This window comes from Streptococcus mutans (genome assembly GCF_006739205.1).
Taxonomy (GTDB): Bacteria; Bacillota; Bacilli; order Lactobacillales; family Streptococcaceae; genus Streptococcus; species Streptococcus mutans.
In genome coordinates, this window is record NZ_AP019720.1 from 1,973,859 (window position 1) to 1,987,729 (window position 13,871).

14 protein-coding genes are annotated in these 13,871 nt (G+C 36.8%); 8 read left to right on the top strand and 6 right to left on the bottom strand.

The window, feature by feature from the left end; genetic code table 11:
* The first annotated feature begins 1 nt into the window (after position 1).
* Together FNL60_RS10100 and FNL60_RS10105 are read left to right on the top strand one after the other, a co-directional pair.
* Positions 2–937, top strand: a complete 936-nt coding sequence (locus FNL60_RS10100; RefSeq protein WP_002262424.1) for an osmoprotectant ABC transporter substrate-binding protein — start codon at positions 2–4, stop codon at positions 935–937.
* The gene (locus tag FNL60_RS10105; protein ID WP_002262425.1) at positions 937–1,602 is read left to right on the top strand and encodes an ABC transporter permease; all 666 of its coding nucleotides are present in this window, start codon (positions 937–939) and stop codon (positions 1,600–1,602) included. Before FNL60_RS10100 ends, FNL60_RS10105 begins: the two co-directional genes overlap by 1 nt.
* 82 nt (positions 1,603–1,684) lie before the next feature.
* On the opposite strand, the gene FNL60_RS10110 is transcribed toward FNL60_RS10105, so the two are convergent.
* Positions 1,685–2,263 (bottom strand): DNA-3-methyladenine glycosylase, encoded by a 579-nt coding sequence (locus FNL60_RS10110; protein WP_002265632.1) that lies wholly within the window; start codon positions 2,261–2,263, stop codon positions 1,685–1,687.
* A gap of 25 nt (positions 2,264–2,288) precedes the next feature.
* A complete protein-coding gene (locus FNL60_RS10115; protein ID WP_002269584.1) occupies positions 2,289–2,576 on the bottom strand; it encodes a YciI family protein in 288 nt (95 codons plus the stop codon).
* A 203-nt stretch (positions 2,577–2,779) separates the two neighbouring features.
* Between FNL60_RS10115 and FNL60_RS10120 the strand changes: the two genes are divergently transcribed.
* Positions 2,780–3,403 carry a hypothetical protein gene (locus FNL60_RS10120; RefSeq protein WP_002274279.1) on the top strand — a complete coding sequence of 208 codons (624 nt, stop codon included), beginning with the start codon at positions 2,780–2,782 and terminating at the stop codon, positions 3,401–3,403.
* Between the two features lie 92 nt (positions 3,404–3,495).
* A complete protein-coding gene (locus FNL60_RS10125) occupies positions 3,496–3,771 on the top strand; it encodes a winged helix-turn-helix transcriptional regulator (RefSeq protein WP_002279885.1) in 276 nt (91 codons plus the stop codon).
* Between the two features lie 29 nt (positions 3,772–3,800).
* Here the strand turns inward: FNL60_RS10125 and FNL60_RS10130 are convergent, their stop codons facing one another.
* The gene (locus tag FNL60_RS10130; RefSeq protein ID WP_002279886.1) at positions 3,801–4,523 is read right to left on the bottom strand and encodes a nucleoside phosphorylase; all 723 of its coding nucleotides are present in this window, start codon (positions 4,521–4,523) and stop codon (positions 3,801–3,803) included.
* A 185-nt stretch (positions 4,524–4,708) separates the two neighbouring features.
* Between FNL60_RS10130 and FNL60_RS10135 the strand changes: the two genes are divergently transcribed.
* The gene (locus FNL60_RS10135) at positions 4,709–6,085 is read left to right on the top strand and encodes an NAD-dependent succinate-semialdehyde dehydrogenase (protein ID WP_002262430.1); all 1,377 of its coding nucleotides are present in this window, start codon (positions 4,709–4,711) and stop codon (positions 6,083–6,085) included.
* A 211-nt stretch (positions 6,086–6,296) separates the two neighbouring features.
* Positions 6,297–8,012: a dihydroxy-acid dehydratase gene (ilvD, locus tag FNL60_RS10140; RefSeq protein WP_002268685.1), complete on the top strand. Its 1,716-nt coding sequence runs from the start codon at positions 6,297–6,299 to the stop codon at positions 8,010–8,012.
* Positions 8,013–8,170: 158 nt separating this feature from the next.
* Here ilvD and FNL60_RS10145 read toward each other — a convergent pair whose 3' ends face one another.
* Positions 8,171–8,512, bottom strand: a complete 342-nt coding sequence (locus FNL60_RS10145; protein WP_002262432.1) for a metal-sulfur cluster assembly factor — start codon at positions 8,510–8,512, stop codon at positions 8,171–8,173.
* A 188-nt stretch (positions 8,513–8,700) separates the two neighbouring features.
* On the opposite strand from FNL60_RS10145, the gene FNL60_RS10150 reads away from it, so the two are divergent.
* Entirely contained in the window at positions 8,701–9,645 is a 945-nt protein-coding gene (locus FNL60_RS10150) for a TDT family transporter (RefSeq protein ID WP_002267074.1), read from the top strand.
* 192 nt (positions 9,646–9,837) lie between these two features.
* Here FNL60_RS10150 and FNL60_RS10160 read toward each other — a convergent pair whose 3' ends face one another.
* Positions 9,838–12,348 carry a YhgE/Pip domain-containing protein gene (locus FNL60_RS10160; protein WP_002267075.1) on the bottom strand — a complete coding sequence of 837 codons (2,511 nt, stop codon included), beginning with the start codon at positions 12,346–12,348 and terminating at the stop codon, positions 9,838–9,840.
* A gap of 131 nt (positions 12,349–12,479) precedes the next feature.
* On the opposite strand from FNL60_RS10160, the gene FNL60_RS10165 reads away from it, so the two are divergent.
* Positions 12,480–13,034, top strand: coding sequence for a TetR/AcrR family transcriptional regulator (locus FNL60_RS10165; RefSeq protein ID WP_002262436.1), 555 nt, complete (start codon positions 12,480–12,482; stop codon positions 13,032–13,034).
* 41 nt (positions 13,035–13,075) lie between these two features.
* Here the strand turns inward: FNL60_RS10165 and rpsD are convergent, their stop codons facing one another.
* Entirely contained in the window at positions 13,076–13,687 is a 612-nt protein-coding gene (rpsD, locus tag FNL60_RS10170; RefSeq protein ID WP_002262437.1) for a 30S ribosomal protein S4, read from the bottom strand.
* Between the last annotated feature and the right edge of the window lie 184 nt (positions 13,688–13,871).

Consider the following 13,871-nt stretch of genomic DNA (forward strand, 5'->3'; position numbering starts at 1 on the left):
GATGAAAAAAATAACTTATTTTTTAATCATTACTTTGATGATTCCTATACTTATGCTCACAAGTTGTCATTCTAATAATAAGGCCAAAACTAACACTAATACTTCGGGCAACATTAAAATTGCGGCCATGAGTACGACAGAATCCAGTATTATGGCCAATATGATCAGTGAATTGATCAATCACGAATTAGGTTATAAAACAACCTTGGTATCTAACCTTGGTTCTACAAATGTTGTGCATCAAGCTTTGATACGAAATGATGCAGACATTGCAGCTACTCGTTATACAGGAACTGATTTAACAGGCACACTCAATTTATCTGCTGAAAAGGATCACACTAAAGCCGCTAAAATTGTCAAAAAGGCATTTGCCAAACGCTTTGACCAAACTTGGTTCCCAAGTTATGGCTTTGCTGATACCTATGCTTTCATGGTCACCAGCAAGTTTGCTCAACAAAATCATCTCAAGACTTTTTCCGATTTACAAAAGATATCAACAACAGCTAAAGCCGGTGTTGATAGCACTTGGATGAAACGTGTCGGTGATGGTTATAAAGATTTCAGTCGTGCTTATGGTTTTTCATTTAAACATATTTACCCCATGCAGATTGGCCTTGTCTATGATGCTGTTGAAAATAATAAAATGCAGGTCGTTTTAGGCTATTCTACAGATGGTCGTATTCAGAGTTACGATCTTACAATACTGGAAGATAATAAACATTTCTTCCCTCCTTATGATGCCTCAATGGTTGTGAATAATCGTATCTTAAGAAAATATCCAAAACTAAAGACCTTATTACACCGTTTAGATGGTAAGATTGACCTTAAAACCATGCAAAAACTGAACTATCAAGTCGATGACCAATTACTTGAACCATCAGTAGTTGCTCATCAATTTCTGAAAAAACATGATTATTTCCGAAAGGGTGATAACTAATGAGTCATATGAGTATGGCACAGCAATTAATTTATTATTTCAACCATAATAGTACCTATGTCTTGGCACAATTTTTACGGCATTTCTTAATATCCATTTATGGTGTACTCCTTGCTGCTCTTGTTGGTATTCCAATGGGCATACTAATTGCTAAAAGAGGGAAACTCAAAGGGGTTGTCATGGGAGCTGCTAATGTCATTCAAACGATTCCCTCTCTAGCCATGATTTCTATTATCATGCTAGGACTTGGCTTAGGCACTAAAACAGTCATTGCAACAGTATTCTTATATTCTTTACTGCCTATTATCGGTAATACCTATACCGGTATTAAAAATGTTGATGGTGATCTCGTTGATGCTGCTAAAGGAATGGGAATGACTAATAGACAGCAATTATTGATGGTTGAGCTGCCTTTATCTTTGTCAGTTATTATGGCCGGCATTCGCAACGCTCTGGTCGTTGCTGTAGGAATAACAGCCATTGGCGCCTTTGTTGGTGGCGGTGGTCTCGGAGATATCATTATCCGTGGTACCAATGCCACTAACGGCGGTGCTATTATTTTGGCTGGTTCTATACCAACTGCTTTTATGGCTGTTGTCTCTGATTTGATTCTTGGCATTATTCAACGCTATCTAGAACCCAAAGGTATATCAACTAACCAATAAATGGAATACTAAAAAACCTTCTGTCTCTTAAAAGGCAGAAGATTTTTGCAGGCAATTTTTAAAAACTAATCATTAAATCTTATTAAGATTTCCAAGTCTCTTTGTCCGTTAAGAGGCTTTTTTTAGCTATCTTTGAAACATGTTGATTTCCCCTAACATAAAAACAAAGCAGCGCATCTTTCCACTCATCAGTACAAGTCACACCAATGCGAGAACGTTCTTCAATACGCTGGGGTGATAAATCCTCTTGTAAACTCAGCCTAGAGTCTTGTAAAGAATCACCATTAAAGCTTTTATCAATGCCCGCAAATTTTGTCAGTTTACCAGGTCCATTGGCTAATAAATGACCGTCAGCTGTTTCAAGTGCTCGAATCAAAACGGCTTCAGCTACATTTTGAGGCTTAGTCACTAAATTCAACATTTGATGTCCATAAATTTGATAAACATACCAATGCCCCGCCGCTAAATACATGGCTTCATTTTTAGGAGTTCTGCGATCATTTGCGCTATGACAAGCACTGTCTTTGCTCCCTAAATAAGCTTCTGTTTCAACAATTCTCCCTAAGGGCTTACCATCCAGACACAATTGCATTCCTAATAAAGCCTTGGCTGTTGCAATGGTATCTGTTTCCATAACTTGTTTAAATTTTTTTGATAGCATAATCTTTATTATAACATGAAGATGGTTACTTTAAGACTTTTTCAAAAGCTTTTGACAATTTCGTCGGACAAAATTCTATGATATCATAGTTTGCAATCTCATTGATCTTAAAAGGATCTTCACTAATAATTCTCTCAATTTCTGCCAAATCAGCAGCTTTTGCTAAGATGATACCACCTGTTCGAGGATTTTTTCTGCCCGAAGCGATGAAATAACCAGAAGCATAATATGTATCCAAAAATTGAATATGAGCTTCAAGGTGTTTTTCAACTTCTATTAGATTCTTTTGATAGGTAAGATTGATGATAAACATAATTTTCTCCTTTTAAAAATAAAAATTGCTTGAAAAAACTGAGACTGAAAAACTTGACTTCCACAACATTCCTGCAACTTTATTCAAGCGATTATATATAGTATAATACTAACAAAATGACTTGTATAGTAGGCACATTTTTGTAACTAGTCAATTAATATTTTAGATGATTTAGCAACAATAAGCTGACAAAGGAGAAAAATATGAAAAATCAGATCTTTAAACAAAATAGAGATGATTGTCTAGTCTCATGGGCGTTTCTTGCTGGTATTCTGTTATATATGGTGATTCGGTTTGGCTTTTTATATTTCAGCTTACAACTAAAGTTGACAAACTCCTTACACCAAACCATAAATCAACATAGAAGTTTATTGATGGCCATGGACGAATTACTCATGCTCTCAACTATCCTTTTTGGATGCACTTTTTATAGTATACGCAAACGATATTTTCAAAATAAAAAAATACTAACAGGACTTCTAATGACAAATTTTACACTATTATTAATATCATGGCTATTAATAGTAGTAGAAACTGGCAGACTTATCTATCCTATCAATGGTTTATCTGTCGTCATAGGTGACAACCTTCAGACAACTTTAGCCGAAATTTATGCAACTTGGCATTTATGTGACATCTTACTAGGACTATTCATAATTTCATGGTCCGGATTATTACCCCATCCTCTTTGGAAATACAGCGGAGTAATTATTGGACTGATGCAAATACTCTGTACTTATTTTGGACAAGGTATAAAGCCAATACCCTTGTCAATGGCAATCATCTTATCAACAATCTGGTTGTTAAAAAGATGGCAACATTTTTAACAACAATCAATAATTGTATACTTTTCAATAAAGCCAAAAAAGAGAAAACATTGAACAGTAATAAAGGTTAGAATTGTAAAATATCACAGGTTATGGAGGTTGTTGGTGGGAAGTGGCGCTTAAATGTTCTCTGGGTTATTAACAAATACCAGTCCATTCGCTTTAACCAATTAAAAAGGGAAGTTAACGGAATCACTACCATTATGTTAACACGTTCCTTAGATATTTTAATCACAAACGAACTAGTTGAAAAAGTAGATTTTCAAACCCTACCACTACATGTCAAATATCATCAACTCTCAAGCAAAGGTAAAAGCCTCATGCCCCTTTTAAAACAAATTAATCAGTGGGGAAAGCTTTATTTATAGGTTAAACCTTCCTTTAGAATTCAAACTTCTCAAAGATAAGTTGAAAAATTTAAAGCAATTTCAGCAATTTTATCTTTCTCATCTAAATCGGCTTCATTGCCTAAAGACCTCGGATGCCATCTTTCTTCTGATAGATGATCTGCAGCATAAAAGAACTGACAGACAGCAATTTCTCTAAATTGTCCCCAAGCAGCGACTGCCGAACATTCCATATCAACCGCTAGACAACCTTCTTGTTTACGAGCTTTCATCTTGGTAATCATTTCACGATAAATGCCATCAGTTGTCCAAACTTTCCCTTTTGAAAAAGAGATATTTTCAGCTTGTAAATAGGTCAAAAATTTTGCTAAAGTTCTGTCATTAGCTGAGATTTCATTTTGTGCTGGGGCATAATGAAAACTGGTTCCTTCATCGCGTACAGCAATTGTCGGAACAATAATAGACGTTTCCTTAACCTGTTCCTCCAAAATACCACATGTTCCAAAAAGAATCAGCTTCTTCATTCCCATGGCAACTAGGTCTTCCAAAACGGCCAACTTACGACCATGATAATCAAGTTCATAAATAGGAATATCAAGATTAGCCACAGAAGTTTTTGTCAATAAGCGATATTTATAACGTTTTAACATGCGTTTGAAGGTTGCTCTGGCAAAGCAAGATACTACTATTTCAGGGAAATCCGTAATGGCTGCGACTAAATCTTCTGGATTAATAATCGCTTTTTTTGCATCATCAAAGTTACTTAAAATCATTGTTTCTCCATTCTAGCTTTTTAATATCCTATCATAAAATAGCCTTAATAACTAGCTATAATGGCATAAATAGTGTTAAAGTAGTTCTTTAACAAAGCAAGCAGAGGCGGATGAAATAAGTTTAATCCTTGAAATCGGTTTCAAAAATGCTATAATTAATTTAACTGAAAAATGGAGGAAAAATTATGGCCTATAAGACAACTTATCCCTATACTAATGAAGTTTTGAAGGAATTTGCTAATAATAGCGATGCCGATTTGGAAAAAGCATTGGTTACTGGACATGCGCTTTATAAAAAATGGCGTGCTGAAGGAGGCTTAGAGGAGCGTAAAGCTCAATTGCATAAAGTTGCGGATATCCTTCGTCGCGATGTGGATAAATACGCCGAAGTCATGACCAAGGACATGGGAAAACTCTTTACAGAAGCTAAAGGTGAGGTTGAACTGTGTGCAGAAATCGCTGACTATTTTGCTGATAAGGCTGAAGAATTTTTAGAACCAAAAGCATTTGAACCTATTCATGGTGATGCCTATTACATTAAGCAAGCAGTTGGTGTGCTCTTTATGGTCGAACCATGGAACTTCCCATTCTATCAAATTATGCGTGTTTTTGCTCCTAATTTTATGATTGGCAACCCAACGGTTTTGAAACACGCATCTATCTGTCCTGCTTCTGCTCAGGCTTTTGAGAATTTGGTTAAAGAAGCAGGCGCTCCTGAAGGTTCATTTAAGAATCTTTTCCTTACTTATGACCAAGTTAACAAGGCTATTGCTGATCCTCGTATTCAAGGGGTGGCCTTAACCGGTTCTGAACGTGGTGGTGCTTCTATTGCTGCTGAAGCGGGAGCAAATCTTAAGAAATCTGCTCTTGAACTCGGCGGTAATGATGCTTTTCTCATTTTGGAAGATGCTGACTTTGAACTCTTAAAAGATACTATTTTCTTTGCACGCCTTTACAATGCAGGTCAAGTCTGTACATCTTCCAAACGTTTCATTGTTGTTGGTGAAGAAAACTACAAGAAATTTCTTGATATGGTTGTTGAAACCTTCAAAACAGCCAAGTGGGGTGACCCGATGGATCCTGAAACAACGCTTGCGCCCTTGTCATCAGCTGAAGCTAAGGAAGAAGTTCTTGGTCAAATCAAGTTAGCTGCTGACAACGGAGCACGTGTGGTTTACGGTAATAAACCAATTGACCATCCAGGAAACTTTGTCTTTCCAACCGTTTTGACCGATATTACCAAGGAAAATCCAATCTACAATCAAGAAATTTTTGGTCCAGTAGCTTCCATTTACAAAGTTGATACAGAAGAAGAAGCTATTGCCTTAGCCAATGATTCTAGTTACGGACTTGGTGGTACAGTTTTCTCTAAAGACCTTGAACACGCAAAAGCTGTTGCTGCTAAAATCGAAACAGGAATGACCTTTATCAATTCCGGTTGGTCTTCCTATCCAGAAGTTCCATTTGGCGGTATTAAAAATTCAGGTTATGGTCGTGAGCTCAGCAATCTCGGATTTGATGCCTTTGTCAATGAACATTTAGTTTTCATTCCCAAACAATAAACTAACCAAAAAGTTTTAAGCTGTTAATCTCTTAGATTCAATCAGAGTCTAGGAGATTTTGCTATCATTGATAGATATTTCCCATTATGATTAGAAATTGATAGAATTTTACAATAATTATAATGATGACAAGGATTATTTGTGCTATAATGATGGTGTGTAAAATTTCTACATTGAATGATTATATGATGTGATGAAAGGAAGCGGTCAAATGACTGACAAAAAAACTCTTAAAGACTTAAGAAATCGTAGTTCTGTTTACGATTCAATGGTTAAATCACCTAATCGTGCTATGCTGCGTGCAACTGGTATGCAAGATGAAGACTTTGAAAAACCTATCGTCGGTGTCATTTCAACTTGGGCTGAAAACACACCTTGTAATATCCACTTACATGACTTTGGTAAACTAGCCAAAGTCGGTGTTAAGGAAGCTGGTGCTTGGCCAGTTCAGTTCGGAACAATCACGGTTTCTGATGGAATCGCCATGGGAACCCAAGGAATGCGTTTCTCCTTGACATCTCGTGATATTATTGCAGATTCTATTGAAGCAGCCATGGGAGGTCATAATGCGGATGCTTTTGTAGCCATTGGCGGTTGTGATAAAAACATGCCCGGTTCTGTTATCGCTATGGCTAACATGGATATCCCAGCCATTTTTGCTTACGGCGGAACAATTGCACCTGGTAATTTAGACGGCAAAGATATCGATTTAGTCTCTGTCTTTGAAGGTGTCGGCCATTGGAACCACGGCGATATGACCAAAGAAGAAGTTAAAGCTTTGGAATGTAATGCTTGTCCCGGGCCTGGAGGCTGCGGTGGTATGTATACTGCTAACACAATGGCGACAGCTATTGAAGTTTTGGGACTCAGCCTTCCGGGTTCATCTTCTCACCCGGCTGAATCCGCAGAAAAGAAAGCAGATATTGAAGAAGCTGGTCGCGCTGTTGTCAAAATGCTCGAAATGGGCTTAAAACCTTCTGACATTTTAACGCGTGAAGCTTTTGAAGATGCTATTACTGTAACTATGGCTCTGGGAGGTTCAACCAACTCAACCCTTCACCTCTTAGCTATTGCCCATGCTGCTAATGTGGAATTGACACTTGATGATTTCAATACTTTCCAAGAAAAAGTTCCTCATTTGGCTGATTTGAAACCTTCTGGTCAATATGTATTCCAAGACCTTTACAAGGTCGGAGGGGTTCCAGCAGTTATGAAATATCTCCTTAAAAATGGCTTCCTTCATGGTGACCGTATCACTTGTACTGGCAAAACAGTCGCTGAAAACTTGAAGGCCTTTGATGATTTAACACCTGGTCAAAAGGTTATTATGCCGCTTGAAAATCCTAAACGTGAAGATGGTCCGCTCATTATTCTCCATGGTAACTTGGCTCCAGACGGTGCCGTTGCCAAAGTTTCTGGCGTAAAAGTGCGTCGTCATGTCGGTCCTGCTAAGGTCTTTAATTCTGAAGAAGAAGCCATTGAAGCTGTCTTGAATGATGATATTGTTGATGGTGATGTTGTTGTCGTACGTTTTGTAGGACCAAAGGGCGGTCCTGGTATGCCTGAAATGCTTTCCCTTTCATCAATGATTGTTGGTAAAGGGCAAGGTGAAAAAGTTGCCCTTCTGACAGATGGCCGCTTCTCAGGTGGTACTTATGGTCTTGTCGTTGGTCATATCGCTCCTGAAGCACAAGATGGCGGTCCAATCGCCTACCTGCAAACAGGAGACATAGTCACTATTGACCAAGACACTAAGGAATTACACTTTGATATCTCCGATGAAGAGTTAAAACATCGCCAAGAGACCATTGAATTGCCACCGCTCTATTCACGCGGTGTCCTTGGCAAATATGCTCACATCGTTTCTTCTGCTTCTAGGGGAGCCGTAACAGACTTTTGGAAGCCTGAAGAAACTGTCAAAAAATGAAATCAAACATGAAAAAGACCGCTTGAATCAGTATTTGGATTGAAGAAAAAGTTTAATTTAAACACTCTTTTCTTTAATCTTTTTCTTTCGCTTGATAAAATAAAAACTCTCAAAAAAACAGTTATTGCATATTGCAGTTTTTTGAGAGTTTTTATTTATTATTTAGGGCTGATTCCCAATGCTATTCTGCCAAATCGACTAATCCGTGTCATCTTCCAAGCTGGTGACCAAACAACCTCAACACCAACCTTATTGATCCCTTCTATCTCTGACAGGGAATCAATAATTTCCGCAGGCAGAGTATCAACACAACCGCAATTGACTTCAGTAAATGTAATAACTAACTTGCAGAAGCCTTCTTCATCTAAATCAATTTCATAAATCAAACCAAGATTGTAAATATCCAATTCAATCTCTGGATCATAAATTTTTTCAAGTTTTTCAATCAGTTGGTCGCCAATCGCTGCAGCTCGGTCATTTATTTTAATATCATCTCGCATTGTCTGCTCCTTTACTAAAGTCATTTGCTATATTTTCCCATAAATAGACATTTTTTTCAATGCCTAATACTCGATAGTTATCATTTTTGTAAAAAAGGTTTCTTCTTCGTTCAAGAATTACGAGAGAGGTAAATAGATTTTATGATAGAATAAAGATGATAAATAAGTAAAAAAGGAGCTTTATAGAGATGAAAATTTTCAGAAACCCTCCCCTTGTTATGTCAGGACTAACTTTGGGATTGTTTGCTCTAGGTAATTTATTAAAACTATATCATCCTTCTCTACGGCATTTACTAAGTATTATAGCGCTCTTACTCTACCTGTTTTTAATACTCAGTATTTTAAAAAATTTATCTCAAGCTTTAGAACAAATAAAGCATCCTTTAATCGCTTCTATTTTTCCGACCTTTTTTATGTCAGGTATGCTGTTGGCAGGCTATATCCAAACTTTTCCTTTTTTAGAAGATTGGGTTACTCTTATTAGCCTGACGATTTGGTGGCTCGCTTTTCTAGGCAACGCAGGACTGATTGCTTATTTTACAATTAAGTTCGTCATCCCTTTTCATTGGGAACATGTTTTTCCATCTTGGTCAGTTTTATACGTTGGAATTGCAGTAGCAACCTTAACAGCACCCATCAGTGGACAATATATTTTGGGTCAAATCATCTTTTGGACTTGTCTCCTTTTAACTTTGCTGATTTTACCTTTGATGACTATTAAAGCCTATTGTATTGGTTTACCTGAGACAGCAAAACCGAATATTTGCACATTTTGTGCTCCTTTGTCTCTTTTATTGGCTGGCTATTTAAAGACATTTTCTCCCGAACAAAGCCCTAATACTAATTTTGTTTGGCTTTTGCTTTTAGCCTCCCAATTACTTTACTTTTTTGTTGTGCTTCAGCTTCCTGTACTTCTCAAAAGAGAGTTTAATCCTGGCTTTTCAGCTTTTACCTTTCCCTTTGCTATCTCTGCTACTGCTCTTCATTCAGCAGGTTCTTATCTGCATTTACAACAGCCTCTATTTCAGTTATTAGTTAAACTAGAGGAATTACTAGCTAGCATATTAGTCTTATTCATTTTATACTCTTATCTTCGATTTTTAAGTAAACAAGAAGACCTTCCTTCAAATTAAAATGATATTTCATTTAAAATCTGAAAAATCTCCCAAACTCAAACCAAACATAAACTTTTTTGTGATTTTTTTTCTTAGTGTTAAAAACTTTAGTTCGAAACGAAAGAAAAAGTCCTATCATCTCTGCAGTAGATATTGCCTACTATGGAGATGAAGGACTCCAATAAAAACAAAAGTAACAGAAAGTAATTTTTAGGCTACTTTGATAGACCTAATCCTCCTTCGAGCGATTAGCAATCCTAAAGCAGCAAAAGTAAGGAAAAATAAACTCAGCGCTAGTAGTTGATTACCAATTGTACCAGCCATAGAAATGGTTTCTCGTAAACCAGAAACCGAATAACTCATTGGTAAATAAGGATTGACAACTTGGAAAAACTTACCTGTAACAGCTAAGGGATAGGTTCCTGCACTGGAACCTAATTGTAGTAAAAGTAAAATTAAGGCAGCAAAAGAGCCAAATTTATCATGCCAAGTTACCAAAGTTGTCACTAAGACCATAAAAGTGATACTGGTAAGAATAATTAATCCTAAAGTTTTTAGTTCAAAATTAGCTGATAAACCAATAATATGAACACCAAAATAGAGAATAATAGCTCCAGTAACAGCAATCAAGCCATTGACTGCTAACTTTTGATCTATCCATTCTCGTAAGGTTTTAGCCTGCTTACCAGAAAGAGCTGCTCTAAAGATAGTATTGGTTGAAATTGCCATTACCATTAAAGCTGCTGACATCATATAAGGAGCCATTCCAACACCATTTGTTTTGACATTATCTTTATCTGTATGCTTGATAGTGACAGGACTTGACAAAGTCTTAGCATTATCATTGTCAACTGCTACTAATGATAATTTATTTTTAGCAGTTGACAATGCTTTCGACAGTTCTCCACTACCACTTGACAAAGTTGTCAAGCCTGCCGTTAAACTTTCTCCACCTGCAGCCAATTTGCCAGCTCCTGTCTCTATTTGATTAGCACCATTTGCTAACTGTGCAGTCCCTTTCGTTAATTGTCCAGAGTTGCTATTTAATTGATTGGCACCATTTACCAATTGACTTGTACCATCTGTTATCTGGTTATTTTTAGCGGCCAAAGTATTAGCTCCTGCATTAAGAATATCAACTGCATTAGTGTATTGGCCTACTCCTGTCATCAAGGAATTGGCGCCTGTTGAAAAAGTAGAGCCTAATTGAGCCGTACCATTAGCAAGGGCTGTGCTGACAGGGACTACTTGCGAATCAAGAGCTGTTTTTGCTTGTGTCAAACCACTTGACAAAGTTGTCAAGGAAGTTGCTGCACTAGGTAATACAGAATTAGCTGTATTTTTAATTTGAGTCAAGCTGGCTGATGGGCTTGTTGGTGTATTAGCAGTTGTTGTCTGTACAGTAGATAAGGCACTTTGAATACTTTGGACATTGTTTAGGATAGCTTGGGCTTGTGACACTGCGTTTGCATCAGCACCTGTAGTTGTTGTTGAACTACCAGTGTTGGCCAAAGCTGCAGCGATCTCTGATTGATCCTCAGCGGATAATCTTTGATAAGCACCTGTAGCTTGAACCGCAGCCAATGCATTAGACTGATTAGTTGTTGTTTGCTGGTTTGTACTTGTATTTCCTGAATTAACAATTGCTTGAGCTGCTGTTGTAATGGCAGATAGATAAGTACTAAGATCAGGACTGTTTGCAGTCGTTGCTGTCCCATTATCACTGTAATTTTGAATACTTTGATTCAAAGTTCCCAACTGATTAATCAATGAGCTAAACTGTTGAACTTGTTCTTCAGAAAGACCTGTTGCTGTTGACAGCTTAATAAGTCCTTGATTCAACTGACTACTAGCATTAACCAATTGTTGAATAGAAGTAGAACCACTCCCTAATTGCGCAACACCTCCTAGAAGCTTCTGAGATTGATTGCTCAGTTGGCTGCTGCCATTTGCTAACTGACCAACTCCATTTGTATAAGCTGTCAAACCATTGTTTAAATTATTTAAACCTGCAGAAAGCTGACCGACACCTCCCGTATAAGCTGTTAAGCCCGAATATAAGGTATTAGTCCCTTGAGCAAATGTTTGACTTGAATTTGAAAGTAAATTCAGATTATCAGTCATCACTTGACTGCCATTTTCTAACTGTTTTGAACCAACCGCTATTTTTTGACTAGCATTAGCCGCACTGCCAAGACCTGTTTTTAGGGTTGACATACTCTTAAAAAGTGATTTGGTGTAAGAACTTGTAATGTTTTTCGATACAGACTCTTTTAAAGTCTTAGCAGCAGTTTCACTCATTTTGGAGGCAACAAAACTATGTCCTTTAGACGTTTGGTAAGGAATCGTGAGTTTTTTAGGCTCATCTGTTAAAACACTAGCTGCATTTTGAGAAAGATCTTCTGGTAAAGTGATTATCATATAGTAATCACCTTTTTCAAGTCCCTTTTGAGCTTTTTCGCTATCAACAAAATGATAATCCAAACTTTTATTATGAACCATATTATCAGTCATGTCCTTACCGATAGTCATCTTCTTTCCTTCATAAGTTGCCGTTTTATCTTTATTAACAACTGCAACAGGTAAATCAGATACTTTGCCATAAGGATCCCACATAGAACTCAAAAAAATAATATTATATAGGGCAGGGACAAGGGCTACTCCTACCATCGTAATCCAAAGCATAGGCTTTTTTAAAACCGCTTTTAATTCCGTTAACATTCTTTCTCCTTTTTTATACATTCTGTCTAAATATTTGATATAATAAATTATACTAGTTATTATCTATTTGACAAGATTAAAAAACTATTTTTAGACACTGTGTATAATTTTGTGCAAAAGGAGACTTTAAGATGAAAAACACAAAAAAAGAAAAAACAAAGCAAGCTCTTGAAAAAGCCATGGCACATTTATTAGAGAGAGAAAATTTTAATGATATCACAACGACTGAACTAGCAAAAGCAGCTCATATCAGTCGCAGTGGTTTTTATACTCATTATAAAGATAAATATGAGATGATCGATATCTATCAACAAACACTTTTTAGTAAATTAGAATATATTTTTGATAAGAATTCAGCTAACCAAGAAGGCGCTATTTTAGAAGTATTTGAATTCCTTAACCGAGAGCCCTTATTTGCTGCTTTACTTTCAGAAAATGGCACTAAAGAAATTCAAGAATTTCTTAAAAATAAATTTAAAATCCTAATTACGCAAGATTTACAATATGGTCTTTCTATTACTATTCAAAATAGCTTTCACAATAAAAAACTGACAGATGTCGAAAAAGAATATGGAACTATGTATGTTACTAACGCTTTATTTGGTGTCTGTCAAATGTGGATTGCTCGAGGAAAGATAGAAAGTCCTAGGCAAATGACCAATTTCATTATTAAAATGATGCATTAAAAAAAGCCATTTGAAATGGCTTTTTGAATAAAATAAATGAATTAAAGCATTTTGTTATAAAATTCAACGACAAGGGCTTCGTTAATTTCTGGGTTGATTTCATCACGTTCTGGAAGACGTGTCAATGAACCTTCAAGTTTGTCAGCATCAAAGGATACGAATGCTGGACGTCCTACTACAGATTCAACAGCTTCAAGAATAGCTGGTACTTTAGCTGATTTTTCACGAACTGAAATCACTTGACCAACTTCAACGCGGTATGATGGAATATCAACACGTTTACCATCAACAAGAATATGACCGTGATTTACAAATTGACGAGCTTGACGACGAGTCGTTGCTAAACCAAGACGGTAAACAACATTGTCAAGACGGCGTTCAAGAAGAAGCATAAAGTTGTAACCAAGGATTCCACCTTTAATTTTAGTTGCTTGAACAAAGAGATTACGGAATTGTTTTTCACCAAGTCCATATGAGAAACGAAGCTTTTGTTTCTCAGCTAATTGCAAACCATATTCTGAAAGTTTGCTGCGGTTGTTTGGTCCATGTTGACCTGGCACGTAGTTACGACGTGCTAATTCTTTACCTGTGCCTGTAAGAGACAAGCCAAGGCGACGTGATTTTTTCCATGATGGTCCTGTATAACGTGACATATCATGTCCTCCTATAAAAAATAATATAATTGAGGAAATAGTCACTTGAAGAATCCTGATTCGTGCAGATGCCCTTCGCCTAAACAGCTAAGGTTACTTTATCCTAAGACACCTGTTGACGAGCTCCATACTCTCCTGCTGCTATTTCACACAAAAAGTATTGTAACATAGAAAAAAGGCTTTG